Source organism: Mycobacterium angelicum, assembly GCF_002086155.1.
Taxonomy (GTDB): Bacteria; Actinomycetota; Actinomycetes; order Mycobacteriales; family Mycobacteriaceae; genus Mycobacterium; species Mycobacterium angelicum.
In genome coordinates this window covers 17,264-43,901 of the sequence record NZ_MVHE01000007.1, presented here as the reverse complement: position 1 = coordinate 43,901, position 26,638 = coordinate 17,264, and the positions used below count along the sequence as shown (strand labels likewise).

Here is a 26,638-nt window from a genome sequence, read left to right as displayed (position 1 = left end):
TCCCTGCATGAGCCGGTGGTTTACCGGTCCTGCATTGTTTTCGGCGGCCTTTGCAGCAACCCCAATCGAACAGGGAATTGGGACTTAAAATCCGTCAAGTGCCGGTTCGAGTCGCATCAAACGCACCCGCAGGTGACGCAGCCCAAGGGGGCCTTGCGGCGCATCGAATATAGGTGCCCAGCTGTGATCCTGCGTGCGCACGGCGTATAGCCGCTTCGTCATGTGCCGCGTCGTCCAGCCACCGGACTCCGCTATTGCGCTGACTCCCCAGCAGTGCGTGAAGCTGGCTTCTTTGCGACCAATCGGACACTCTGACACAGAACGTATGATCACTCAGCGCAAATTGTCCAACCGACGCGCAATATACGCTCGACATTGACCATCTTAGGGCAGTGGTCATACGCTCGTGGTACATATGTCCGCACCCGTCAGGGTTCCAGCGGAAGTTGAGACATCGATGAACGCGCACAGCACCGCCCCCAACGTCTTCGAAGCTGGTCTACCAACGCTCGATTACAGCCTCACCGCCACTCCGCACGACATCCTTGAGGATGTCCGACGGGCGCAATCGTGTGCGCCCATCGCCATCGGGCCCCTCGGCCCGGAAATCCTTTCCTACGAGATGGCTCGGGAAATATTGCGCGACAACAGATTCCGTCTGCCGCCCGGTATCACTCTGGCGGCACAGGGCATCACGTCGGGTCCGTTGTACGACAAGTTGGTGAACAGCCTCCTGGGCCTGGACGGCGCACCACACGTGCGGTTACGCAAACTGGTCTCCAAGGCGTTCACTCCCCGCGCGACATCACGTCTCCAAGACACGATCCACGAGGTGATGAACGGGCTGATCGATCGGGTGGTAGACGCTGGACGGTGCGACGTCGTGACCGACATCGCGCGTCCCTACCCAACCCCGATCATCTGCGCGCTGCTCGGTGCGCCTCGTGAGGATTGGCAGCTGTTCGCGGACTGGACCGAGGAAATCTTCAAAGCCCTCAACTTTCAGCCCGCTGCCACCTTCGATGAGGCCGCAATCATGCGCGCATGGAGTGAACTCGACGCCTACGTCGACGACATGGTCGCCGCCCGCCGAAACAATCTGACCGATGACCTGCTGTCCGAACTCATCCGCGCCGAAAGCGAAGGCGACCGTCTCAATCTCGACGAACTCCGCATGCTGGCGGCCGGCTTCTTGATGGCGGGAACGGATACGACGCGGAACCAACTAGCCGCTTCGGTGCAGGTGCTTTGCGAGCACCCGGATCAGTGGGCGAAACTGCGCGACCATCCAGAACTTGCCATGCAGGCGGTCGAGGAGAGCATGCGCCACTCACCGGCGGCCAGTATCGTGCCGCGAGCCGCCGCCGGGGATGTCGAGTTCGGTGGCTACATGTTCCCGGGGGGGACCTTCATACTTGTCAATACCTTTGCAGCCAACCGAGATCCAGCGATCTATGACGATGCCGACCGCTTCGACATCGCGCGCAAGGACGTGCCCGCAATCCTGACGTTCGGCGGTGGCGCGCACTACTGTCTGGGGGCGAACCTCGCCCGCCGCGAACTGGCGGAAGCGCTCACAGTCCTCACCCGCCGCCTTTCGGCCCCCAATCGCGTTGGTCCGGCACCGTGGAAATCCCTGCTGGGTATGACCGGTCCGAAAACTCTGCCGATCGAATTCACCAGCGAAAGGCTTGTGACGGCGGATGCGTAGTCGTGGCTGGGCGGGTTTGACACCCTCATCGGACGAGGAGGCGATTTCACGAATTCTGGCTGCAGTCGACGAAGAGGTCGCCGAGCGTGGATCGGGGATCCGCCTTGCCGACGTCGCCCGCCGGCTCGGCGTCACTCGCCAGACGGTGTACCGCTACTTTCCCAATGCCGACGCGCTGCTCATCGCCAGCTCAATGCGTGCGGTCAACGGGTTCATCGACCAGTTGGTAGAACACGTCAGCGGACTCAACGACCCGGTCACCGCGGTCATCGAATGCGTGTCCTTCGGAGTCGAGAACCTCTCCGGTGATCCCCAGCTGGAGAGCCTATTGACCCGCCGACACGCGGGCGAAGCCGTCACCTCGCTGACCGCCGACACGGCGATCACGTTCTGCTTGTCGGTTTTCCACCGCCTCGATGTCGATTGGGGGCTCCACGGCTTCGACACCACCGCCCTTGCACACCTCGCCGAAATTACCTTGCGCACAGTTCAGTCCCTGCTGACCGATCCTGGGCAGTCGCCGCGCAAAGGACTCGCACTACGCCACTTTGTTACTCGATGGCTGGGCCCAGCGATCCTCTATCCACGGATGGCATCGCTGTCGCAGTTCGAGGCGCCGTCTAACGCTGCCTGCCGAGGTCAGGGTGCGGGTGCGGGCGCAGCCGGGTCGTCGGGCGGAATAGCCCCGTTACAGCCACCGGGCGGAGGCGGCCCCGGAACGGGTTCGTCGCCGCCGACACAGTCGTAGTAGAACTGAGGGCCGACCGCCCAGGTCTTCATCCACTGATGCCAAAACGACCCGTCGGGGTACTTCTCGCCGTCACACACGGCCAAGTTGCCCCAACCCCATCGACCGCCCGGGCAGTAACCCTTCGTCATGTCCGGCTGGTGCGGGTCGGGGGGATCAGCGCTGGCAACCGCGGGAGAAAACACAAACGCTGCGGCACAACCCAATACCGCAGCGCCACGGCGAGCAACTTTGAATTTCATTTCGACTCCCTGAAATGCAACAGATTACAAGCGGTTACGAAAGCTTATAGATGAGCCGCGGCGATGAGGCTTGGGGCAGGTCAGACCTTCCTGGCCACGATCTTAAGTCCAGTTCGCTCTGACCAATAGCGACAATTGGCGCACCAGTCGGGAATGTCGCAAATGTCTTTTCCGAATGGCTTGCGACGTCCTAACTAGGTCCGCCAGCGCCACCGACGCCACCGGCGCTGCCGGCTACTCCTTTGCTGGTGCCCGATCTGACAGCCGCCCCACCTGTCCCGCCCGCCTGTCCTGATCCTCCGGTGCCGCTACCGCCCGGTCCGCCCTTGCCTCCGGCTCCGCCGCTGCCGCCGTAGTAGCTATCGCTGGGGCTGTCGGCGCCGTGCCCGCCGGTGCCACCATGGCCGCCGGTACCTCCGCCCCCGTGAGTGCCGGTGCCGCCGTCGCCGCCAATGCCACCCGCACCACCTGGCATCGAGGTGAAGTGGTAGCTGTCGAAAGCGCCCGCACCGCCGATGCCACCCTTACCGCCAGTACCGCCGGTGAAACCGCTACCGGCCTTACCGCCGGCGCCGCCCTGGCCGCCACCCGAACCTCCCCAGCCCAGGCCGCCGGTGCCGCCGGTACCGCCATTGCCGCCGGCCCCGCTGGTCCCGGTGCCGCCGGCGCCGCCTGCGCCGCCCTGCCCGCCACCGCCGACGACGTTGCCGACGGCGCCGGTGGCGCCGTTGCCACCACTGCCGCCGCTGCCGCCGTTGGTGCCGTTACCGCCACTGCCGCCGGCACCTCCGGCGCCCGCGTAGACGGAACCTTTGCCGCCGTCGCCGCCGTCGCCGCCGGCGCCGCCGTCGGAGCCGTTGACGCCGGCACCTCCCGTGCCGCCGCTGCCGCCCGTGCCGCCGTGGGCGCTCGATGGGCTAGCAAAACCGGTTCCCACGCCTCCCGCGCCGCCGCTACCGCCAGCGCCGGCGGTGCCGCCGCCGCTGCCGGTCCCGCCGGTTCCGCCGGCCCCACCCGTTCCGCCATTGCCGGAGCCCAGCGGGGTTCCGCCGGCTCCGCCGGCACCACCCGCGCCGCCAAAGCCGGTCGGGCTGGTACCGCCGTTGCCGCCGGCGCCACCGGTACCGCCGCTGTTGGCTCCGCGCCCGCCGTCGCCGCCGGTGCCACCGGTGCCGCCCACCGGGGTGTTGCCGACGCTCCCGGCGTCTCCCGGGTGCGATCCGGCGCCGCCGGCGCCGCCAGCGCCACCGCCGCCGGAGATGCCTCCATCACCGCCCTTGCCACCGGTACCCGGCGCGCCGATGGGCGTGGTGTCCGGGCCGGTGGCCCCGTGGCCGCCGGTACCCGCGGTACCGCCGCCGCCGCCATCTCCGCCGCTGCCGCCGACGCCCTGACTGGCTCGGTGCCCGCTCGCATCCACCCCACCTAGGCCGCCGGCACCGCCGGCCCCACCGCTGCCGCCGTTGCCACCGGTTCCACCGGTGCCGCCGCTGGCACCGGTTACACCGGAGCCGGGAGTCACGCCAACGCCGTCGGCGCCCGTCATTCCGGCCCCACCCAGACCGCCGTCACCACCAGCGCCGCCGTCGCCGCCGATGCCACCCGCGCCGCCCAGGAAACCGGCGCGGCCCCCGGCGCCCCCGGCGCCACCGGCTCCGCCCGTGCCGCCGTCGCCGCCAGCACTTCCGGCTGTCAGGCCCTGGCTGCCGGCGGTGCCCGCCGCGCCCGCGCCACCTGCACCACCGGCTCCGCCGGTGCCGAAGATCCAGGCGTGGCCACCCGCTCCGCCGAGACCGCCCATGGTGCCAGCCGATATCGCGGCGCCGCCAGCGCCGCCCGCTCCACCTGCGCCCCACAACCAGCCGCCATTACCGCCGGCCCCGCCGATCGCGCCCGCGCCGGCGGCGCCGCCGTGCCCGCCGTTGCCGAACAGCCCGGCCGCACCGCCGGCTCCGCCGTTCGCGCCGACGGCCGTTTGCGAGTAACCATTGCCACCCTTGCCGAACAACAGCCCGCCGGCCGCGCCATCGGGATGGGCCGCGGAACCGGGGGCGCCATCGCCGATCAGCGGGCGTCCCAACAGGAGCTGGGTGGGGGTGTTGATGGCCTGTTCCAGCAGCTGCAGCGGGGAGGCATTGGCGGCCTCGGCGCTCGCGTACGCGCCACCGGCGCTGGTCAGTAACTGGACGAATCGTGCCTGATACGCGGCCGCGTGCTCGCTCAGTTCCTGATATTCACGGGCATAGCTGCCGAAAAACTCGGCCATGGCCGCCGATACCTCGTCGCCGGCCGCCGCCGCCACCTCGGTGATGGGCAGCGCGGTCACCCGGGTAGCGGCCAATTCGGCGGCCGCAGTTGCCAACGCGTCGGGCGCAATCACAAAAGACATGGCCGGAAGCTATGGAGCAGCTCCTGCAAAAATGTTGAATTTTGACTGAGGACCAGCGTTTACGGAGGTGAAGGCGTGCCGTTGGTGCCGTCGCCGCCGGGGGTGCCGTCGGTGCCGGCCGGGATGCCGCGGAGACCGGCCGAGCCGCCGCCGGCGCCGTAGCCACCGACCCCGCCGGGTCCGTTGCCGCCGTTTCCGCCGTTTCCGCCATGGCCGCCGTTGGCGCCGTTGCCGCCGGACGGAACGGAACCGCCATTGCCGCCGTTGCCGCCGACGCCGGCGTTGCCGCCGACGCCGCCGATGCCACCGGTGCCGGCGTTGCCGCCGTTGCCGCCGTCGGCACCGGCTGAGCCGTTGCCACCGTCGGCGCTGCCCGAAGCACCGCTGCCGCCGTTGGCGCCCGCGGTGCCATGGCCGCCGTTGCCGTTGAGGCCGGTGACTGAACCGGCGTTGCCGCCGTTGCCGCCGTTTCCAGCTAGGTAGGAATCGAATCGCCAAGCCTGGCCGCCATTTTGGGAGGTGCCGGCGAGGCCGTCGCCCGCATTGCCGGCTGTGCCGGCGTTACCGCCGTTACCGCCGTCGCCCCCGCTGCCGCCAGTGCCGGCGTTACCACCGTGACCGCCGTTGCCGCCGTTGTAACCCTCGCCGCCGCCGTAGCCGGCTGAACTGTTGCCGCCGTGACCGCCGTCGCCGCCGTTGCCGTTCACCCCGCCATTGCTGTCGGCGTTGCCGCCAAAGCCGCCGTTGCCGCCTCGACCACCGCCGGCGCCATGGGTGTAACCGCCGGGGACGCTTTGGCCGCCGTCGCCGGCGGCGCCGCCGGCTCCGCCGTTACCCCCGCTGGCGCCGAGACCGACACCGGCTCCGCCATTGCCGCCGTCGCCGCCCCAGCCGCCCCAGCCGGAGTAATTTGGAGTGCCGAGGTCTTTGCTGCCGGCGCTCAGGATGTCGCCCGCGGTGCCACCCGCGCCACCTGCCCCGCCGTCACCGCCCGTCGAGCCGGCGCCGGTACCGGCGCCGCCGTTGCCGCCTCTGCCGCCCCAACCGCCGTAGCCGGCCTCGAGCTGCGTGGTCGCAGCGCTGCCGGTGACGTCACTGCCATCGGCGCCCTTGCCGCCGGCGCCGCCCTTGCCGCCGCCGGTTAAGCCGTCGCCGCCATCACCGCCCCAGCCGCCGTCGCCGCCGCCGCCGGAGTAGATGTACTGGCCGCCGGTGCCGGCTTTCCCACTGGCACCGCCGTCGCCGCCGTCGCCGCCATTGCCGCCGACGCCGCCGGCTCCAGTGCCGCCTTTGCCGCCATTGCCGCCGCTGCCGCCATAGTCGCCGGCGGTCTGGCCGGTGGCGTTGGTGACGTCCCCGGAGGTGCCGCCGGCACCACCCGCGCCGCCGTTCCCCGCGTTGCCACCCGCGGCCTGCGCCCCGGTGCCGTTGCCGCCGTTGCCGCCGACGCCGCCACGACCCCCGCGGTCCGCATAGCTGTAGTTCTCGGCGTCACCAGCGTCGCCGCCCTTACCGCCCACGCCACCGTCGCCACCCGAGCCGCCGCCCGCGGCACCGTCGCCGCCAACGCCGCCCCATCCGGCATCGCCGCCGCGGCCGCCATTGCTATCGCTGCCCTTGCCGCCATTGCCGGCGGCCCCGCCGGCTCCGCCTTGGCCTCCGTTGCCGCCGACGCCGGTGCCGGTGCCGCCACTGCCACCCATGCCGCCCTGGCCGGCGTCGCCGCCTTGGCTTTGCCCGGTGGGGCTGACGTCGCCGCCGTTGCCCCCGGCGCCTCCGACGCCGCCGGCCCCAGCGGCGCCACCTGCTGCATTGACTCCGGTCCCGTTGCCGCCATTGCCGCCGAAGCCGCCGTTGCCGCCGCCACCGCCGACGCTGTAGACCGCCGTGGCGGAGGAGCTGCCGTCGGCGCCGGCCGCACCGTCGCCACCTTTGCCGCCGGCTCCACCGCCGGTGACGCCGTTGCCGCCGGTGCCGCCCATACCACCGTTGCCGCCGTAGCCGCCGTTGCTCTGACCGCCCGTGCCGCTCTTGCCCGCGGCCCCGCCGCCACCGCCCTGGCCGCCGTCGCCGCCGACGCCCTGGCCGGTGCCGCCAGTGCCACCGTCCCCGCCTTGGCCGCCCTGGCCACCGCCACTGAAAGCGCCGGTGGTGACGTCGCCGCCGGCGCCCCCGGCACCGCCGAGGCCGCCCGCCCCAGCGTGGCCACCCGCGGCGTCCGCTCCGGTGCCGCTACCGCCGTCGCCACCTTTGCCGCCCATACCGCCGTCGCCGCCCGTGCTGAAGGTGTTGGTGGCGCCGTCGCCGCCCGAGCCGCCGGCGCCGCCGGTGCCACCGCCGCCGCCGATTCCGCCTCCAGCGAGGCCGTCGCCACCCTTGCCGCCTTCGCCGCCGTTCCCGCCGGTGAAGCCGCCTCGGCTGTTTTCGCCGGCGCCGCCGTTGCCGGCGGCGCCACCAGTGCCGCCGGTACCGCCGGCGCCCCCGACGCCGGAGGTACCGGTGCCGCCCTTGCCGCCCAGGCCGCCGTCGCCGCCATTGCCGCCATTGCCGGCTGTGCCGCCACCGGCGACCTGGTCTCCGCCTTGGCCGCCTTGGCCGCCCTGGCCGCCTATGCCGCCGACGCCGCCATCGGTCTTGCCGACGCCGCCCTGCCCGGCGTCGCCACCGCGCCCGCCCTGGCCACCAGTTGCGACGCCGAAGTCACCGCCATCCCCGCCGCTGCCGCCGGCCCCGCCGACACCACCATCGCCGCCGGCCCCGCCTACCCCGGTGAGGCCGGTACCGCCGCCGCCGCCGGCGCCCGCTTTGCCGCCCATACCGCCGGAGCCGCCCTCGGCCGGGGCGCCAGTGGTGCCACCCGCGCCGCCGGCGCCTCCGTCGCCGCCAGTGCCACCCGCGCCTCCGGATGGGCCGTTGCCGCCGAGCCCGGCATCGCCGCCGGCACCACCGGCACCGCCGTCGCCGGCCTTTGCTCCTGGGCCGGCGGCACCACCCTCACCGCCGCCGCCGCCGGTGCCGCCCGCACCACCCTTGCCGGCGGACCCGCCAGTGCCCACGGTGCCCACGTCACCGCCGGTGCCGCCCTTGCCGCCAGACCCACCGGTGCCGCCGGTGCCGCCATCGCCAGGTAGGCCGGTGTTTTCGATACCGCTCCCGCCGGCGCCGCCGATCCCTCCAGCGCCACCGGCCCCACCACTGCCTGCGGTGCCGGTGGCGTCACCTGCCTTGCCGCCGTTGCCGCCGAGGCCACCATTGCCGGCTTTGCCGCCACCGTCGCCGGTGCCCGCGGCGGCGTCGAGGCCGGCACCACCCTTGCCGCCGGCGCCGCCGGTTCCGCCGCTGCCAACGGTTCCGCCGGTGCCCACGGTGCCGGTCAGCCCGCCGGTGCCGCCCTGGCCGCCGCCGCCTCCGTCGCCTGCGGTTACCGAACTGCTGCCGCCGATGCCGCCGCTCCCTCCTGCGCCGCCGGCGCCACCGCTACCGGCGGTGCCGCTGGCATTACCGGCGTTACCGCCGTTGCCGCCGGTGCCGCCATTGCCTGCCTGACCGCCTGTACTACCGCTCCCATCGGCGGCATTGGCCCCGGCGGCGCCGGTGCCGCCGGCGCCACCGGCGCCGCCATTGCCTACGGTTCCGCCGCTGCCGACGGCGCCGGCAAGACCACCGGTGCCGCCGTTCCCGCCGCTTCCGCCGTTACCCCCTGTTCCTGTACTGGTCGCGCTGCTGCCGCCGGTACCGCCGACACCGCCGGCGCCGCCGGCCCCGCCGCTACCGGCGGTGCCACTGGCGTTGCCGGCGCTGCCGCCTTGGCCGCCGGCCCCACCATTGCCGGCCTGGCCGCCGACGTTGCCGCTGCCATCGGCGGCATGGAGCCCGGCGCCGCCGGTGCCACCCGCGCCGCCGGCCCCACCACTACCGACGGTCCCGCCACTGCCGACAGCGCCGGCAAGCCCGCCGGTGCCGCCGTCGCCGCCCGCACCGCCATCGCCCGCCGTCGAGGTACCGCCGCCGCCGGTACCGCCGATGCCGCCGGCGCCACCCGCGCCGCCGCTGCCGGCGATGCCGCTCGCGCCGCCCGCAGCGCCCCCGGCGCCGCCGTTACCACCGTGTCCCGCGTTGCCGCCGACGGCGCCCATAGCTCCGTCTCCGCCGCTGCCGCCGACCCCGCCGGCGCCGCCGGCCCCGCCCGCGCCAACGGTGCTGTTGAAGAAGGCTTGTGTGCCTCCGCCGGTCCCGCCGGCACCGCCGTTGCCGCCGCTGCCGCCGTTACCGGGTACCGCGCCGGAGGCCCCGGCTGAGCCTGCGCCGCCGACGCCGCCGGCCCCGCCGGCGCCGCCGCCCCAACCGGCCAACGCCCGACTCATGCCACCAGCACCACCGGCCCCGCCGTCGCCACCGACCGCGCCGGCGCCACCGATGCCGCCTGCGCCGCCGAACCCGCCCAGCCACCCGCCGGCGCCACCGCCACCGCCCGTTCCGCCGGTGCCGCCGGTCACTGTGGCCGCACCACCAGCCCCGCCGATGCCACCATTGCCAAACAGCCCGGCGTTACCGCCGCGCCCGCCGACTTGGCCCGCCGCACCCGAGCCGCCATTGCCGCCGTTGCCGATCAAAATTCCGCCGGCCCCGCCGTTGTTTCCGGTACCGGGCGCGCCATCGGTGCCATTCCCGATCAGGGGGCGACCCAGCAGGATGTTGGTGGGCGCATTGATCACGCCCAGCACCGCGTCTTCCAACCACTGCAGCGGCGAAACACTCGCCGCTTCTGCTGCCGCATACGCGCCGGCGCCGGAGGCCAGAGTGCGAGCAAACTGCTCCTGAAACAACGCCGACTGCGCGCTGAGGACCTGATACTCCTGACCGAGGGACCCGAACAACCTCGCGATGGCCGCCGATACTTCATCGCCCGCTGCGGCCACTACCTGCGTCGTTGATGCCGCGGCAGCGGAATTCGCGGCTCCCAGCGCCGACCCGAGTCCGGTCAGTTCCTGCGAAGCGGCCACCAAAGCTTCGGGTGCGATCAGCAAAGTTGACATACGGGCCCCAATGCTCGAATGCGACACAGAGAAATTCAGTGGACGGGACTGTACGCCCGACGTGTTGACGAAGGAGCAAATTTTAAAGAACTCAAATGAGTGTCCTAAATAGCGATCTGTCAGGCTTTACTGCGTGGCCGAATTCCTCGAAGAGCCGCCGTGCCCGTGCGGCAGCGGAGCCGGCTATCACGCGTGCTGTGAGCCGCTGCACCACGGCCAACGGCAGGCGCGATCGGCCGAGGAATTGATGCGGTCCAGATATTCGGCCTACGCCTACGGCAACGCCGACTACCTGTTCCGCACCTGGCACCCCCGTACGCGGCCGCACGATGTGTCTGTCAACCCGGGCACCACCTGGACGGGGCTCGACGTGATCGACACCGTGGGGGGCGGGCCGGCGGACGATCTCGGGGAGGTGGAGTTCGCCGCCAGCTTCGAGTCCGCGGGCCGCCCTGGGAGCATGCATGAGCGCAGTCGTTTCCAGCGGCGCGCCGGCCGATGGTTCTACGTCGACGCCATAACGAGTTGAGGAGGCCCCACCCATGACCACAGACTTGCCCGGCACCGCACTCGAACTGCGTTCGTTGGTGACTACGCAGGAGACGCTCGAGCTGTCACTGCACGACGTCGAAATTCCCGCCCCCGGCGACTACGAGGTGTTGGTCCGGGTGGAAGCCGCGCCGATCAACCCGTCAGACCTGGGCCTGCTCATCGCCAGCGCCGACATGTCGACCGCGACGGTGTCCGGCACGCCGCAGCGCCCCGTCGTCACCGCGAAGTTGGCCCCGGGCTCTCTGCACGCGCTTTCGGCGCGTGTGGACCAATCGCTTCCGGTGGGCAACGAGGGCGCGGGCACCGTCGTCGCCGCGGGCTCGTCCCAGGAGGCCCAGGCTCTAATCGGCAAGACGGTCGGAATCGCCGGCGGCGCAATGTATTCCCAATACCGGGTGGTCCCTGCTGCCGCATGCCTGGTGTTGCCCGACGGGACGCCGGCAAGGGACGGGGCGTCGTCGTTCGTCAACCCGTTGACAGCGCTCGGAATGGTGGAAACCATGCGCCGCGAAGGACATTCGGCTCTGGTGCACACCGCGGCGGCGTCGAATCTGGGCCAGATGCTGGTCAAGCTCTGCAACGCAGACGGGGTGCCGCTCGTCAACATCGTCCGCAAGCCCGACCAGGAAGAGCTGCTGCGCTCGCTCGGCGCGGTCCATGTCCTGAACTCGACGTCGCCGTCGTTCTCGGCAGATCTCGTCGAGGCACTCAAAGCGACGTCGGCGACGTTGGCGTTCGACGCTACCGGCGGGGGCACGCTGGCAAGTCAGATCCTCAACGGCATGGAACAAGCGGCCAACGCCACCGCAGCAAATTACTCCCGCTACGGGTCGAGCGTCCACAAGCAGGTGTACATCTACGGCTCGCTCGACACGGGTCCCACGACGCTTACCCGCAACTTCGGCATGGCCTGGGGTGTCGGCGGCTGGCTGCTGACCCCGTTCCTGCAGAGCGTCGGCGCGGAGGCGATCGCGCGGCTGCGGGCCCGGGTGGCCGCCGAACTCACCACCACTTTCGCCAGCACCTACACCCAGGAAGTCTCATTGGCCGGCATGCTCCAACCGGATGCGTTCAATCGCTATGTCAAGCGCGCCACCGGCGAGAAGTTCCTGGTAGCTCCGCAGGCACTGCCGTAACGCCCGAACCGCAGCCCATACACTGACTTTTCGTGGGCCTGCTCTTTGGTTTCGCGCCCTGGATCGTCTACTGGGTGCTCGTCGGTAACGTCCCCTTCTCGATCGCCGTGGCGGTCGCGCTATTGATCGCTCTCGCCGTGTTCGCCATCGGGCGCGCCACTGGGAAACCGGGCCGCACGCTGGAAATCGGCGCGGTGGCCACATTTGTGGTGTTGACGGTGCTGACCTTCACGCTCAGCGATGCCTTCATGACGCGGTGGATACAGCCGCTCAGCAACGCCGGGATCTTCCTGGTGGCACTGGTCGGCGTGCTGATCGGTAAACCGTTCGTGCGCGAATTCGCGGCCGCGGAGCAACCACCCGACGTGGTCAAGACCGAGTTGTTCAATCGGATCACCACCGTCTTGACGTGGATCTGGGTGGCCGCCTTCGCCGGTATGACCGTGTCGGCGGCGATCCCGCCGATCGTGCAAGGCAACGCGACGATTCTGGACACCAAGACGCCGCTGTCGTTCATCTGCTACTGGGTCATTCCGTTCTCCCTGCTCGGTGCGGCCGCCCTGGCGTCGCGCTACCTGCCGGACCGGATGCTGCAAGGTATCGACGACGTCGCCCGGGAAACCTCGTTCGTCGCCTACGACGAAGCCACCATCGACGAGCTGTATTACCTCGCCCAGGAACACGCCAATCGCGAAGTGGGCCCGGGTAAGGAGGCCTACAACGTCAAAGTCGGCGGGATGGGAACTCCGCTGACCGGCGACGAATCGCGAAAATCGTGGCCCTCGTCCTACAAAGTGCGCGACAAGAAGGCCTAGCTCGCCTCGCGTACACCAACGCGTCAACTAGCCTTGCTAAGCCATGTGCATGGGACGCAACACGAGATGGTCAATTCCAGCGGGAATTCTGGTCGTTGTGCTGACGGCCTGTGTGCCGCGCACGGCGGACTCCACGACCCAATATCAGGGCAAGGTCGACCTGAGCACCACAAAGGGGACGGCTCTGATCATTCCGCCGGACCGGATGCTGGCCGCCACCGGCGGCATCACACCGGTTGCCTACGGCAAGCCCAAACACGGCAGCATCGCCTACAGCGCGAACGGCGAAATGATCTACACCCCCGACGCCGGCTACACCGGGACCGATGAGCTTCCCGTCTCCGTCAGTCACGCCGTCAAGCTCTACTCCGAAGAAGCGCTACCGCTGACCACCATGGGTGGCGTCGCGATCAAAGCCGGCGCCCATGGTTCGGCGATCGCCGGGGTGCCGGGCACCGCCGACGTTATCTACGGCCTCACCGACCGCGGCCCCAACGTCGACGGGCGTAGCGGGAGCGAGAAGGTCCTTCCGCTGCCCGATTACCACCCGCACATCGCCAAGCTCAGACTCGCCGGCGGTATCGCGACGGTGGAGCAGACCATCACGCTGCACGCGCCGGACGGCTCGCCGCTGGTGGGGCTCATCGATCCGCACGCCAGCACCGGCGAGGCGCTGGTGGATCTCAACGGCGCGCCGCTGCGCCCCTCGGAATACGGAGTGGATCCCGAAGGTCTGGTCGCCCGGCCCGACGGCACGTTCTGGGTATCCGACCAATACGGTCCGTACATCATCCACTTCGACGCCAAAGGCAAAGAGCTGGAACGTCTTTCGCCGCTCGACGGGACGCTGCCCCGGGAGCTGTCGCTGCGCAGCCCGAATCAGGGGATGGAGGGGCTGACGATCACGCCGGACGGCAACACATTGGTGGGGATCATGCAGTCGGCGATTCAAACGCCGGGTTTGACCGGGCCCGCCAAGTCTGTCCCATTCACCCGCATCGTGACCATCAACCTCGTCGACCGCAGCATCGTGCACGAGTACCTGTATCCATTGGCCAATCCGCAACAGACGAATGTCTCGATATCCGACATCACCGCGTTGAGTGCGACCACGTTCCTGATCGACGAACGTGACGACAAATTCGCCCCGGACGCAAACAAAAAGATCTACCTGGCCGATGTCGCCGGGGCTACCGATGTGGGCCCGCACTCCACGGTGGTGGGGTCGTCGTATCAGGCCGAGGCCGGCGGTCTGCTGATCAATAACGTTCCGCTGGAGACTTTCGTCGGCGTAACCACCGACGCCGACGCCATCGCCAAGCTCAAGGCCGCCGGAATCACCGTTGCCACAAAGGAACTCAAACTAGACCTCAGCGAATTGCTGCGCACACTGTCGCCCAAGGGCTACTTCTTCGGCCACGACCAGATCGACGGCCTGATCACCCCGGACGGCGGAAAGACGATAGTCGTCGCCAACGACAGCAATTACGGACTGGCCGGTTTGGCCGCAGACAATCCGACGCTGCGTCTCAAACCCAAGACGCTGCCCAACGGCACTCAGGACAACGGCGAGATTCTCTCGGTGGATACCACCATGCTGCCCGCCAAACCGGAATCGATGACTATCCCGATCAGCGTGCTGTGAGGCGGAAGATCCTGATTTCGCGTGGCGCACAACTGCTGCGGTAGCTCTCATATCCGGCGTAGAAGTCGACCGCGTCCGCCCAGGCTTGCGCACGCGCGTCGCCGGTAAGCAGCTCGGCGCGGTGCGGCTTGGGCGGACCCTTGAACTCGACCGTGCATTCTGGGTACGCCAGCAGATTGGCGCTCCAGGCCGGATGATTGGGCCGCCCATAGTTGGAGCCGATGGCGAGCAGCCCGTCGCCGACTTCCAGCAACGCCAACGGATGTGTGCGCTGCTGTCCGGTCTTGGCACCGGTACTGGTGACCAGCCCGACCCGGTCGAACCCCGCCGAACTCAGCCGGCCACGGGTCCGGGGAATCACCGCCTTGTCGATATGCGGTGCCAGCCTGAGCATGAACACATAACCGGCCCGGCTCATCGCAAAGCGTTCGAACAGTGCCTCAAAGAGCCCCAGCCGTCGTCCCCGAATCGGGCTTTCCCGCCTGAGCGCCACGGCTAGACGCTACTCGATAAGTTGGACGGGCGGCAGCCGTCCACGGACCCCAGGGAGCACCATGAATGCGTTCAGTCCAGATGCCATTCGCGCGGAGACGATCACCATCACCGGCCACGGTGGCGACGAGATCGAGGCCTATCGTGCGATGCCGCTCGCCGAGGGTTCCCGGGGCGGTGTCGTCTGGATCCACCACATGCCCGGCTATGACCGCGAGACCAAGGAGTTCGTCCGGCGGCTGGCGGTCAGCGGCTTGCACGCCGTCGCGCCGAACCTCTACTCACGCGAAGCCCCCGGCGCCGAGCCCGACGACGCCGCCGCTACCGCCCGGGCAGCCGGCGGCGTGCCCGACGACCGGCTGGTCGGCGACGTCGCGGGCGCCGTCGGGCATTTGCGCTCGCTGCCCGGCGCGAACGGGAAATTCGGCGTCATCGGGCACTGCTCGGGCGGGCGGCACGCATTCCTGGCGGCCTGCTCGCTGCAATTGGACGCCGCGGTGAACTGCTATGGCGCCTTCATTGTCGAGGATGCGCCAGAAGGCATGCCCAAAACCATGCAGCCGATACTCGGGCTCGCGCCGAACCTGAGCTGTCCCATGCTGGGCCTGTTCGGCGCGGAGGACCGGTTCCCGCCGCCGGCCGGCGTGGCCACCCTGGACGCCGAATTGACCAGGCTGGACAAGCCGCACGAGTTCCACTCCTATGACGGCGCGGGCCACAGCTTCTTCTCCGTCGACCGTCCGGCCTACCGCCCGGAAGCCGCTGTCGACGGCTGGCGCCGCATCGACCAGTTCTTCACCACTCACCTGAAAGGCTAGGCGGCCCAACACATGTGCACATATCTCACCGAACACGTCGAGATCGACGGCAGTGGCAAAGGCGCAACGGGATGGTTCGGCGCCAACCGCGCGACGGTGTACGTCGACCACCCCGTCCACGCACCCTACGGTCACACGGTCAACATCGACGTGCTCAACCCCGAACTCGGCCCGTCCGCGCGGGTGGCGCTCGAACTCACCGAGGAGAGCGCGCTGGCGTTGGCCGACGCCATCCGTCGCGCCATCGGTCATGCCCCGGCCGGCCTCGCCGCCAAGAATCAGTAGGAAGCCATGAGCACCGAACACGACTACCCCCAAATGGCCGCTGCCCGAGGAAGAATCGAGCCCGCACCGCGCCGCGTTCGCGGCTACCTGGGCCATGAGCTGGTCTTCGACACCACTGCAGCCCGCTATGTGTGGGAAATCCCTTATTACCCAGCGTATTACGTGCCGCTGGCCGACGTCCGCGCGGAATTTCTGCGTGACGAGGACCATCCGCAGAAAGTGCAATTCGGTCAATCACGGCTGCACTCGCTGGTCGGCGCCGGCGGGGTGCACAAGTCGGCCGCCCGGGTATTCGACGCCGGCACCGACAGTCCAGTCGCGGGAACCGTGCGATTCGAGTGGGATCCGCTGCGCTGGTTCGAAGAGGACGAGCAGATCTATGGCCACCCGCGCAATCCGTATTCACGGGTCGACGCGCTGCGCTCGCACCGCCACATCCGGGTGGAGCTCGATGGCGTCGCGCTGGCCGACACCCGTACTCCGGTGTTGCTCTTCGAAACGGGTTTGCCCACAAGGTATTACATCGACCCGACGGATGTCGCCTTCGAACATCTGGAACCCACCTCGACGCAGACGCTGTGCCCCTACAAGGGGACGACGTCGGGCTACTGGTCGGTGCGCACCGGCGAGACCGTGCATCCCGACCTTGCCTGGACGTATCACTACCCGCTGCCCGCCGTCGCCCCGATCGCCGGCCTGGTCGCGTTCTACAACGAGAAGCTGGACATCATCGTCGACGGCACCCCGCTGGCCCGGCCGCGCACCCAATTCAGCTAGGGCGCGACGACATCGTCATCGTGGGCCGCCGGCGCCGGGACCGGCTGCACGCAGCGATTATCCGATGGTTCGGCAGGGCAACTGTTTCGCAGAACAGCACGGCAAAATAACAATCTGCGAATCGCCTGTGGGGCCTGTGTGATATTTGCCTCTAAATATCGGCAATTATAAGAAACTCTTATCTAGACGCCTGAGTGGGCTGCGCTCACGAATTAACCAATAAGTATATACCAGCAGTTCAAACCGTTTATACCGGTTGCTGACATGCGTCTACTTGCATATTTGACAGCGATAGCCTGAGTGGAACCTGAGCTCAGAAAGTGACGTAGGTAACAACAATCAAATTGAAATCTTTGCCGCCCTAATTCGATCGTTAGAATCTGTGCAAAGGAAGTCTCAAACAGCGCCTATTTGGTGCTGATCCGGAAAATCCCGGCGGAGGTTTGACGCTAACAGCAAAGGCGGTGCCAATATGAGCGCTAGCAAGGGCCGGCAGGCCGTTCGAGACGGCGGAGACGTTCAGCTCTTCGATTTCGACCCCACGCCGGACGCCCCGGTCACCGTCGAAATCGCCGTGAAACACGGTCCGATCAGCGGCATGGACATCAGCGCCGACGGCAGCCGACTGCTGGTGACCAACCACGGCGACAACAGCGTCTCGATCGTCGACACCGACACCTGCCGGGTCATGCAGACCGTCGCCGGAATCGACGAGCCCTTCGCCATCGCCATGGGCGCCGGCCGCGCATACGTCAGCACCGTGTCAGCGGCGTACGACTCGATCGGCGTCATCGACATGTCCACCAACACGGTCATCGCCAACCACCCGCTGGCCCTGAGCCTGAGCGACCTCACGGTCAGCCCCGACGGAAAGCACGTCTACGCCAGCCGCAACGGTGTTCGGGGCGCCGACGTCGCGGTGCTGGACACCGGCACCGAGCGGGTCGAGGTGATCGACATCGCTACCACCCCGGGCACTGCCACCGAATGCGTGCGCGTCAGCTCCGACGGGACTCGCCTCTACGTCGGCACCAACGGGCCCGAGGGTGGTCAGCTCGTCGTGATCGCCACCGGCGCGCAGGCCGATGACAACGGCGGACGCGCCGGCAGCCGCTCGCGGTGGCGCAAGAAGAGCCCCAAATCGCGGAGCAACACCGCGCAGCCGGGTCTGCGCGTCTTGGAGACCATTGAGATCGGTGCCTCGGTCCGCGACGTCGCGCTGAGCCCCGACGGCGCCATCGCGTACGTCGCCAGCTGCGGTGACGATTTCAGCGCGCTGGTGGACGTGATCGACACCCGCAGCTACCAGATCGCCGACACCATCAAGATCGGCGACATCGGCGGCCTCGTCACCCGGTTGACCGTCGGCGGCAATGGCGACCGCGCCTATGTGGTCAGCGAGGATCGCGTCACGGTGCTCTGCACCCGCACGCAGGACGTCATCGGGACCATCAGGGCCAGCCAGCCCTCCTGCGTGACGGAAAGTCCGGACGGCAAGTACCTCTACATCGCCGACTACACCGGCACGGTCACGCTTACCCCGGCAGTGGCGGCCGACAACGAGCAGCTCGCCTTGGAAAGCAGCAGGTCGGTCGATTGGTTCCTGCCCGAACTGCTGCAGTACGAGCCGGCTTTGGCTTGATTCGGGGCTTGATTCGGGCCTGATTGGGCCTTAACCTCTGATGCCCCGGGCCCGTGTGGCCCGGGGTTTCTCATGCCGGCCCACGGCGATAGCATTCGGCGAGCCGGATATGCGGGCGGACATGAGGGGCGCCGAGACCCATTAGGGCGGTACATCGATGGACAGCACAATGCAGGACTATCCGTTGACGATCACCGCGATCATGAGGCACGGCTGCGGGGTGCACGGGGCACGCAGGGTCACCACTGCGACCGGCGACGGTTACCGTCACATCACCTACCGCGAGGTGGGCCAGCAGGCCGCGCAGTTGGCGAATGCGTTGCGCCGCTTGGGCATTGACGGCGACCAGCGAGTCGCCACCTTCATGTGGAACAACGCCGAACACCTGGCGGTATACCTCGCGGTGCCGTCGATGGGCGCGGTTCTGCACACCCTCAACATCCGTCTTTTCCCCGAGCAGATCGCCTACGTCGCCAACGAGGCCGAGGACCGCGTCGTCCTGGTGGATATGTCGCTGGCCAAGCTTTTGGCGCCTGTGCTGAGCGAGCTGGAAACCGTGCACACCGTGGTCGCGGTGGGGGAGGGCGACACCGCGCCGCTGCTGCAGTCGGGCAAGAGCGTGCTGCGCTATGCCGATTTGATCGCCAACGAGCCGGTGGACTTCGAGTGGCCCGAGATCGACGAGAAGTCCGCGGCCGCCATGTGTTACACCAGCGGCACCACCGGCAACCCCAAAGGTGTTGTCTACAGCCATCGTTCGAGCTTCCTGCACACCATGGCGGCGTGTACCACCAACGGCATCGGGGTGGGATCCAGCGATCGGGTGCTGCCGATCGTGCCGATGTTCCACGCCAACGCCTGGGGCTTGCCGTATGCGGCCCTGATGGCCGGTGCCGACCTGGTGCTGCCCGATCGGCATCTCGATGCGCCGTCGCTGATTCACATGGTCGAGAACCTGCGTCCGACGCTGGCCGGTGCGGTACCGACCATCTGGAACGACGTCATGCATCACCTGGAGAAGGATCCCGGCCACGACATGTCCTCGTTGCGGCTGGTCGCCTGTGGCGGCTCGGCGGTTCCGGTGTCGCTGATGCGGACTTTCGAGGACGAACACGACGTCCAGATCCGCCAGCTGTGGGGCATGACCGAGACCTCACCGTTGGCCACCATGGCCTGGCCGCCGCCGGACGCCCCGCAGCATCAGCACTGGACGTTCCGCGGGACCCAGGGGCAGCCGGTATGCGGGGTGGAAACCAGGATCGTCGACGACGACGGCCAGGTGCTGCCCAACGACGGCGACGCCGTGGGCGAGGTGGAGGTTCGGGGCCCGTGGATCGCCGGCGCGTACTACCGGGGACATGACGCCTCCAAATTCGACTCCGGCTGGCTGCGCACCGGGGACGTAGGCCGCATCGACGAGTACGGGTTCATCACCCTGACCGATCGGTCCAAGGACGTCATCAAGTCCGGCGGGGAATGGATCTCCTCGGTCGAGCTGGAGAATCATCTGATCGCCCACCCCGACGTGGTCGAGGCCGCCGTCGTCGGGGTGCCCGATGAGCGGTGGGAGGAACGGCCGCTGGCAGTGGTCGTGGTCCGGGAGGGCGGCGCTGTCAGTGCGCAGGAGCTACGAAAGTTCCTGGCGGACAAGGTAGCTCGCTGGTGGCTCCCGGAACGCTGGGCGTTCGCCGGCGAGATTCCGCGCACCAGCGTGGGCAAGTACGACAAGAAGGCCATCCGGGCGCGCTACGCCGACGGCGGGTACGACGTCACCGAGGCGCGCGACTAATACGCGCGGTAGAAAGGTCAGCATGAGTCTGCGGGTTGTGCAGTGGGCGACCGGATCGGTCGGGGTGGCCGCCATCAAAGGCGTTCTCGAGCATCCCGAACTCGAACTCGCCGGCTGCTGGGTGCATTCGGAAGCCAAGGACGGCAAAGACGTCGGCGAGATCATCGGTGCCGCACCGCTTGGCGTGATCGCGACCAACAGCATCGACGACATCCTCGCGCTCGACGCCGACGCGGTGATCTACGCACCGCTGATGCCCAGTCCCGACGAGGTGGCCGCGCTGTTGCGCTCAGGCAAGAACGTCGTCACCCCCCTCGGCTGGTTCTACCCGAATGAGAAGGAAGCCGCGCCACTGGAAGTCGCCGCACAGGCCGGAAACGCGACCCTGCACGGCGCCGGCATAGGGCCCGGCGCAGCCACCGAGTTGTTCCCATTGTTGTTGTCGGTGATGTCGACCGGCGTGACTTTCGTTCGCTCCGAGGAGTTTTCGGACTTGCGCACCTACGGCGCACCGGATGTGCTGCGCTATGTGATGGGGTTCGGTGGTACCCCGGACAGCGCCTTGACCGGGCCGATGCAAAAGCTGCTCAACGGCGGTTTCAGTCAGTCGGTGCGGCTGTGCGTGGATCGGTTGGGATTCGCCGCGGACCCCGAGATTCACGCCTCGCAAGAGGTCGCCGTCGCCACCGCGCCAATCGACTCGCCGATCGGGGTGATCGAGCCCGGGCAGGTCGCCGGGCGCCGCTTCCACTGGGTCGCGCTGGTCGGCGACACCGTTGTCGTCGAGATCACCGTGAATTGGTTGATGGGCGACGAAAACCTCGATCCGCCTTGGGCTTTCGGGCCGGCGGGAGAGCGCTATGAGATAGAGGTGCGGGGCAACCCGGACACGTTCGTCACCATCAAGGGGTGGCAGCCCGAGAGCGTCGAAGCGGGACTGATCAGCAACCCCGGAATCGTCGCCACCGCGGCGCACTGCGTCAACGCCGTCCCCGCCACTTGCGCTGCGCCGGCGGGCATTCAGAGTTTCTTCGATCTGCCGCTCATCACCGGCCGCGCCGCGCCGGAGCTGGGTCGCTGACACCGACGATAGGGAATCACTGCAATGGCCAAAGATGTAGTCGTCGCCCAATCACTGGCAATACCAGTCGATGTCGACGCGGCGTTCAGCCGCACGATGCCGGTACCGCTGCCAGTCATCTGTTCGCACTGGTACGGGGTGATCCCACCGATCAAGGGCATCGAGGACCAGACCGGCGACTGGGATGCCGCCGGCCAGACCCGCGTCATCACCATGGTCGGCGGTGGCAGCGTGCGCGAAAAGCTGACCAGCGTGGACCGGCCGCGGTCGTTCAGTTACACGCTCTCTGGCATCAAGGGCCCGCTGGCCCCCCTGGTGAGCTCGGTGGACGGCATTTGGAGCTTCGTTCCCGCCGGCACCGGAACCCAGGTGACCTGGCAATGGACGCTGCACCCGAAGTCGGTGTTGTCGGCGCCGGTGCTGCCGGCTTTCGGCAAAATGTGGCAGGGTTACGCGCGCCGAACGCTGGAGAAACTGTCCGCTTACCTGTTGGCCTGAGAAATGGCGTTTGCACCGTATATCGGCGTCCGCATTTTGAAAGTACTGTGATTGCCGTGGTGGAGCTTTATCAATTGCGCTATTTCCAAACCGTCGCGGAAGTCGGCACGCTGCGCGATGCCGCTGAACGTCTGGCCGTGTCGCAATCGGCGGTCAGCCGGGCCATCGCGATGCTCGAGTCCGAAATCGGGGTCGAACTGTTCACCCGGCGCGGCCGGGCCAATGAACTCAACCGGTTCGGGCAGGCGTTCCTGCGCACCAGCCTGGCCGCGCAGCGCAGCCTTGATACCGCGATGTCCGGGGTGCGCCAGCTCGCGGGGGTCGACGCCGGGACGGTGGCCCTGGGGTTCTTGGCCTCCCTCGGGGTTGCCACGGTGCCCAGGCTGATCCGCCGGCATCACGACCAATTCCCCGCAGCACGGTTCGAGCTGCACCACCGACCCGGCCCCGCGCTGGTCAGCGATATGGCGACCGGCCTGATCGACGTATGCATCAGCTACCCCATGACTTTCGACGAGTCGCCCGGGGTGAAGTGGCACAGCCTGTTCACCCAGCGGTTGTATGCCGTCGTCGACCAGGAACACCCACTGGCCGGGCGGGAGTTGATCGGCTTTGAAGAACTCGCGGGCCAGCCCTTCATCGTCTTCGACCGCAGTTTCACCCTGCGCAGGATTTTCGACGACGCCTGCGCGCGGCACCGGATCACACCCACGATCGCCTTCGAGGGAACGGACATGGCCACCCTGCGCGGCCTCATCGGGGCGCGCCTGGGTGTGGGCATCATGCCGCGGGCATCGACCCGGCCCCCCGACATCGTCGAGATCGCCGTCGACGACAAAGACCTGGTCAGACCCATTGCGGTGGGTTGGATGAGCAATAGGTATCTGCCGCCCTCGGCGGCGGCGTTTCGCGACACCGCAATCGCGTCGTGCGGCCTTCCCGACCAAGACCACTAGCGGGCTCCGGCCAGGTCACGACCACGTTTGCACGGCACACAAGGGTTTGATCGAAGTCTTCTACTAGACGTCAGTGCGTCAACTCCGCAACAATTGCGGTAATGCAAAGCGGGCGACGTGGTGCGCAATTGCGTGTAATTGTCCTGCCCAATGAAATAGCCGCCGGCCGGTGGAAACGCATTTCGTTTATTCCGGTCGATACCAGGACCGGGCATTGTCGCTGAGCCGCTGCAAGGCGCTGTCTCCGAGCGTGTCGGTGATCAAGTCGAGGTCGGCCATGGCGAAGGCGCGCGGAGCGCGGGTGCCGGGCAGGTCGGTTCCGAACAGCAGCGCGTGCGGGTTGACGGCGTCGACGCGGCGCAGCGCATCGGCGATATCCAGCTGAAGACGGCCGAAACCCGTTGCCTTGACTCGCAATCCGCGATCCACAGCGTCGAGCAAGTGGGGCAGGCCCGCGCGGCTCAGCCCGAGATGGTCCACGCTTATCCGCGGTAGCTTGCTCAGCTCCGGCGCGAGTTCGGGCAATTGTGCGGCGTCGACGTAGAGTTCGGTGTGCCAGCCGGCGACGTCGTGCACCCGCATCGCCAAGTCGACGTCGAGGAACCCGCCACGTGCGAGTGTGAAGCGCACCGCCCGGACCCCAGCCCGATCCAGCTCGACGATGTATTCATCGGACGTCGCCGGATCCAGCTGGGTGACGCCGACCCATCCGGGCCCGAGCTGGCGTAAGGCGTCGACGAGGTACCCCTGGTCGAAACCCTGAAAGGAACCGGAAACCACCGCGCCGCCGGTGATGTCGTACGGCGCGGCCTGCCGCAGGTAGTCGGTGACCGTAAACGGCTGTGGCACAAAGCCTTCGTTGGGGACGAGCGGGTGGGCCGGATCGATGATGTGGAAGTGCGCATCGAACGACACCGTTACCTCCGCTGGTCAAATATGTTGGGCGGCAAGCCTATCCTCGCTGCAGCCGGCACGCAACAGATCAGAACCCAAGATGGATTCAATGGCTTCTCTGCGACGCAACGACACACCGTCACGGGCGAGGCGTGGCACCGGCAAGGACGCCTCGAAAGGGCATGTGGCACAGGGCGACAGCGTCCCTGCACGCTTGCAAGTGGTGCAAGGATATCTTCGCAACCTTCTACTGGACGAGACCCTGTCGACTGCATAGCGTGAGTGGACAACAAGGGGAGTGGGTTGCTGAAATGCCGCTCCACACATGGTGTTTGTTGCGCGGGTGGCCGTGCCGGGTGTGGCCCGGCCCGGGATTGGTCCGGTGGAGTTGGCGGCGACGATGGCGCCGGCTCCACCTCCGAGCCGGCCTGCGGAACAGCGCTCGCAGGCCGGGAAATCACGAAGGGCAAGGGAAGGGCCACATGTGGAACGAAGCTGGGCCGGTCCACCCCGGCGAAATTCTGCACACCGAGTTCCTCGAACGATTCGGGATCAGCCAGTACCGGATCGCGCGGGCCATCAATGTGCCGCCGGGGCGCATCAACGACATCGTCCACGGCAAACGCGCTATCAGCATCGACACCGGGCTGCGGCTGGCACGTGCCCTGGGCGTAGCCGACATGTTCTGGATCAACCTGCAGGCTTGCTACGACGCTGATCAGGCCCGCGGTCAGATCGCCGCACAACTGCGCATCATCGAGCCGATCGTCAGGTCACACCGGGAGAGCGTGCACCGTGTCTAATCACGGCCCAGCCCCTGACCTGGAGGCGCCATCGCGGCCCGACAAGCCCGTCGCCGCGGCGCCGGGAGCGCCCCATCCAGCCTCGTCCAGAAAGTTTTTTGCGCCTTCGGAAGGGGCGTTAGCAACGCGAACTAAATGCGAGTTCTCAACCCCGTGCCGGCCTCGAAGGCCTGGTCAAACCGGGAAAGCCCGCGGGCGAAATGCGAATTGAACGCGACGAACCCGCTAGCGGTCAAGTCAGTTAAGGAAACTCACAGGAATTTTCTCAAGCGCGCCTCTTGCGACGCGGATCACAGGCCCATAAGCTTCCGAGCCATAAAGTTGCAGTCGGTAACTGTTTGATAGGCAGAAGTTGGGCGGAAGAAACATTCGGATCTAGCAATAATTTAGCAGTCCTGAGCGAATCCCAGCTAGTGACTCGGCGTGTGAGGATGGTCACCCCGGTGCGGGCACCGTCCCCCCATTGAAGCCGACGAGCGGATGGGCCGAGCGGGTCCTCGCACTTATTGCCAATCGAATTACCTTCTGCACGTGAACTTTTCAGTTACCGCACGGCACAACGGGATTGCCAGTGATTGCCAATCTCGGCGTTTGTCGACAGGAGGACAGATCATGGCAGCTCCGATCACCCATTGCCTTGCGCCATCGATCGACACCGGTGGATTGACGATTCAGCGACTGCTCGACGAGCCGCTGATGTCTGCTGCCCGTGTGGTGGCCGGCTCCGACCAACTCGATCGCGAGTTGACCTGGATGCTGCCGTTGACTGAAGTTCCGCCGCGACCGGAGTCGCTTGACGCCGTCGCCCTCTATGCGCGGCCTGAGGCTCTGACAGCCAACGGCGCCATGCTGACCGCGGCCGTCGCTCGGGGCGCCACCATGCTGGTGGTCGACGGCCGGATCCCGGCCGACTTCCCCCGCAACGGACTGCCCGGTGGGCTGGTCGTGATCGAGCTGGCGTTCCCGGTCGGCTTCGCCGCGCTCAGCCGGCTGCTGGCCGAGCGGACGCTCAGCCAGGAATTGGAGGCGATGCGCTACTCCACGCAGGTCTACGCCGCGCTGGCCGGGCTGTTCCACCGGGGTGCGGGCCTGCAGATGCTCATTCGCGAGGTATCCAATCTGGCCCGCAACCCCGCACTGGCGCTCAACGCCCGCGGCCAGGTGGTCGCCCAGAACGGACTGGCTCCGGAAGCCGTCGAGACGCTGTCCAACTCGGTGCGCCGCATGCTTGCCACCGGTGTGCCGGCCGCGCGACGCCAGAGCCCCCACGGCCCGCGCGTGGAGCAGGTGCCCGGCCCGCGCGGCAGCGTGTGGACGTGCATCGCCAGCGCCATCCAGTTCGGCAAGGCATCCCAAGGCTGGGTCGTCATCCTGGTTCCTTCCACCGCCGTGGGCGGTCAGGACCTGGTCCGGCACCGCATCGTCACCGAACAAGCGACGGCGGTGATCGGGTCGGAGATGCTGCGCCAGCGCAGTGTCGATGAGGCCGAAGAGCGTGCCCGCGGCGACTTCGTCCAAGCCCTGGTGCACGGCAGCTTCTCCAGCGAGCACGAGCTGCGGGCCCGCGCCGACCACCACGAGATCGACATCGATTCGCCCTTCGGGGTTTTCGTCGCGCACGGCGCGCTGCCGCATGCGGTGGGCGGGAACCCGGCCGCGGCCATGATCCGACTGGCCCGCTACGCCGCCAACATCAGCGCGGATGCCTCGGTGCACACCGATGCCACCGTCATCGGCGATGTCCTGGTGGTGGTGCGCACCCTGCAGGAGGGTGACGACGCGGCGTTGGCGCGCCAAATGGCCGATTTCGCCAAGTCCATGTACAGCGAACTGGAGCAGCGCTGCCGTGCCGCGGTGGCCGTCTCCTACGGCCGGCCCTCGCGGGGTGCGAGCAAGGTCTCCGACAGCTACCGCGAGGCCCGCATCGCGCTGGGCATCGCTCGTCGGCTCGGACGCACCAGCGCCATCTCCTACCAGGAATTGCGCAGCTTCACCGTGCTCACCGAGATCGCCGACACCGAGAACAGCCGGCGACTGGTTCAGGAGTTCATCGAGCCGCTGCGCGGAGGCCCCAACCTACTCGAGACGCTGACCGGCTACCTGGCCCACGGCGGCAATATCACCGAGGCCGCGCGTGCCCTCAATGTCCACCGCAACACCCTGCTGACCAAGCTGGACCGGATTTCCCACACGATCGGCCTGGACATCCGCGAACCGGAGAACCAGTTCACGCTCTGGCTCGCCATCCGGCTCAACCTGCTGGCCGAGGTCACCGCCGCCGCCGACCAGGAGGCCAAGTTCGGCTGACCGCACTGGTCCCCGGCGCCCG

Annotated in this window: 20 protein-coding genes and 1 pseudogene; 16 read left to right on the top strand and 5 right to left on the bottom strand. The window is 68.0% G+C overall.

Annotated features, from left to right (window positions below; genetic code table 11):
- Positions 1-457 precede the first annotated feature (457 nt).
- Both BST12_RS07180 and BST12_RS07175 read left to right on the top strand, forming a co-directional pair.
- The gene (locus BST12_RS07180) at positions 458-1,711 is read left to right on the top strand and encodes a cytochrome P450 (protein WP_083112429.1); all 1,254 of its coding nucleotides are present in this window, start codon (positions 458-460) and stop codon (positions 1,709-1,711) included.
- Positions 1,704-2,315: pseudogene (locus tag BST12_RS07175) on the top strand (TetR/AcrR family transcriptional regulator); the annotation flags it as partial. The gene BST12_RS07180 and the pseudogene BST12_RS07175, both read left to right, overlap by 8 nt.
- A 35-nt stretch (positions 2,316-2,350) precedes the next feature.
- Here BST12_RS07175 and BST12_RS07170 read toward each other — a convergent pair.
- The 3 genes from BST12_RS07170 to BST12_RS07160 all read right to left on the bottom strand — a co-directional run bounded on the left by BST12_RS07170 (position 2,351) and on the right by BST12_RS07160 (position 10,126).
- Entirely contained in the window at positions 2,351-2,701 is a 351-nt protein-coding gene (locus BST12_RS07170) for a hypothetical protein (RefSeq protein ID WP_083112427.1), read from the bottom strand.
- Between the two features lie 190 nt (positions 2,702-2,891).
- Positions 2,892-5,090 carry a PE family protein gene (locus tag BST12_RS34585; protein ID WP_083112426.1) on the bottom strand — a complete coding sequence of 733 codons (2,199 nt, stop codon included), beginning with the start codon at positions 5,088-5,090 and terminating at the stop codon, positions 2,892-2,894.
- Positions 5,091-5,149: 59 nt separating this feature from the next.
- On the bottom strand, positions 5,150-10,126 hold the full coding sequence (locus tag BST12_RS07160; protein WP_083112425.1) for a PE family protein: 4,977 nt from the start codon (positions 10,124-10,126) through the stop codon (positions 5,150-5,152).
- A 133-nt stretch (positions 10,127-10,259) separates the two neighbouring features.
- On the opposite strand from BST12_RS07160, the gene BST12_RS07155 reads away from it, so the two are divergent.
- The 4 genes from BST12_RS07155 to BST12_RS07140 are packed head-to-tail and all read left to right on the top strand — an operon-like array spanning position 10,260 to position 14,274.
- Positions 10,260-10,655, top strand: coding sequence for a YchJ family protein (locus BST12_RS07155; RefSeq protein ID WP_083112424.1), 396 nt, complete (start codon positions 10,260-10,262; stop codon positions 10,653-10,655).
- A 13-nt stretch (positions 10,656-10,668) separates the two neighbouring features.
- Positions 10,669-11,814, top strand: coding sequence for a zinc-binding dehydrogenase (locus BST12_RS07150; RefSeq protein WP_083112423.1), 1,146 nt, complete (start codon positions 10,669-10,671; stop codon positions 11,812-11,814).
- 32 nt (positions 11,815-11,846) lie between these two features.
- Positions 11,847-12,629: a hypothetical protein gene (locus tag BST12_RS07145; RefSeq protein WP_083112422.1), complete on the top strand. Its 783-nt coding sequence runs from the start codon at positions 11,847-11,849 to the stop codon at positions 12,627-12,629.
- Positions 12,630-12,678: 49 nt separating this feature from the next.
- Positions 12,679-14,274, top strand: a complete 1,596-nt coding sequence (locus BST12_RS07140; RefSeq protein WP_083112421.1) for an esterase-like activity of phytase family protein — start codon at positions 12,679-12,681, stop codon at positions 14,272-14,274.
- Here BST12_RS07140 and BST12_RS07135 read toward each other — a convergent pair.
- Positions 14,261-14,767 carry a nitroreductase family deazaflavin-dependent oxidoreductase gene (locus BST12_RS07135; RefSeq protein WP_245850119.1) on the bottom strand — a complete coding sequence of 169 codons (507 nt, stop codon included), beginning with the start codon at positions 14,765-14,767 and terminating at the stop codon, positions 14,261-14,263. The two genes, BST12_RS07140 and BST12_RS07135, sit on opposite strands and share 14 nt — an antisense overlap.
- A 61-nt stretch (positions 14,768-14,828) precedes the next feature.
- On the opposite strand from BST12_RS07135, the gene BST12_RS07130 reads away from it, so the two are divergent.
- The 8 genes from BST12_RS07130 to BST12_RS07095 all read left to right on the top strand — a co-directional run bounded on the left by BST12_RS07130 (position 14,829) and on the right by BST12_RS07095 (position 22,612).
- A complete protein-coding gene (locus BST12_RS07130) occupies positions 14,829-15,584 on the top strand; it encodes a dienelactone hydrolase family protein (protein ID WP_083112420.1) in 756 nt (251 codons plus the stop codon).
- Between the two features lie 12 nt (positions 15,585-15,596).
- Positions 15,597-15,869: a DUF6295 family protein gene (locus BST12_RS07125; protein ID WP_083112419.1), complete on the top strand. Its 273-nt coding sequence runs from the start codon at positions 15,597-15,599 to the stop codon at positions 15,867-15,869.
- Between the two features lie 6 nt (positions 15,870-15,875).
- Complete coding sequence (locus BST12_RS07120) at positions 15,876-16,646, top strand: DUF427 domain-containing protein (protein WP_083112418.1); 771 nt, start codon at positions 15,876-15,878, stop codon at positions 16,644-16,646.
- Between the two features lie 472 nt (positions 16,647-17,118).
- Entirely contained in the window at positions 17,119-18,288 is a 1,170-nt protein-coding gene (locus BST12_RS07115) for a YncE family protein (protein ID WP_083112417.1), read from the top strand.
- Positions 18,289-18,445: 157 nt separating this feature from the next.
- Entirely contained in the window at positions 18,446-20,077 is a 1,632-nt protein-coding gene (locus tag BST12_RS07110; RefSeq protein WP_083112416.1) for a long-chain fatty acid--CoA ligase, read from the top strand.
- A 22-nt stretch (positions 20,078-20,099) separates the two neighbouring features.
- Positions 20,100-21,158, top strand: coding sequence for an NAD(P)H-dependent amine dehydrogenase family protein (locus tag BST12_RS07105; protein ID WP_083112415.1), 1,059 nt, complete (start codon positions 20,100-20,102; stop codon positions 21,156-21,158).
- 24 nt (positions 21,159-21,182) lie between these two features.
- Positions 21,183-21,656, top strand: coding sequence for an SRPBCC family protein (locus BST12_RS07100; RefSeq protein WP_083112414.1), 474 nt, complete (start codon positions 21,183-21,185; stop codon positions 21,654-21,656).
- A 56-nt stretch (positions 21,657-21,712) separates the two neighbouring features.
- Complete coding sequence (locus tag BST12_RS07095) at positions 21,713-22,612, top strand: LysR family transcriptional regulator (RefSeq protein WP_245850117.1); 900 nt, start codon at positions 21,713-21,715, stop codon at positions 22,610-22,612.
- A 186-nt stretch (positions 22,613-22,798) separates the two neighbouring features.
- Here the strand turns inward: BST12_RS07095 and BST12_RS07090 are convergent, their stop codons facing one another.
- Positions 22,799-23,527 carry an amidohydrolase family protein gene (locus tag BST12_RS07090; protein WP_083112413.1) on the bottom strand — a complete coding sequence of 243 codons (729 nt, stop codon included), beginning with the start codon at positions 23,525-23,527 and terminating at the stop codon, positions 22,799-22,801.
- Positions 23,528-23,988: 461 nt separating this feature from the next.
- Between BST12_RS07090 and BST12_RS07085 the strand changes: the two genes are divergently transcribed.
- A complete protein-coding gene (locus BST12_RS07085; RefSeq protein ID WP_083112412.1) occupies positions 23,989-24,309 on the top strand; it encodes a HigA family addiction module antitoxin in 321 nt (106 codons plus the stop codon).
- Positions 24,310-24,921: 612 nt separating this feature from the next.
- Complete coding sequence (locus BST12_RS07080; RefSeq protein WP_083112411.1) at positions 24,922-26,616, top strand: helix-turn-helix domain-containing protein; 1,695 nt, start codon at positions 24,922-24,924, stop codon at positions 26,614-26,616.
- Positions 26,617-26,638: the final 22 nt, after the last annotated feature.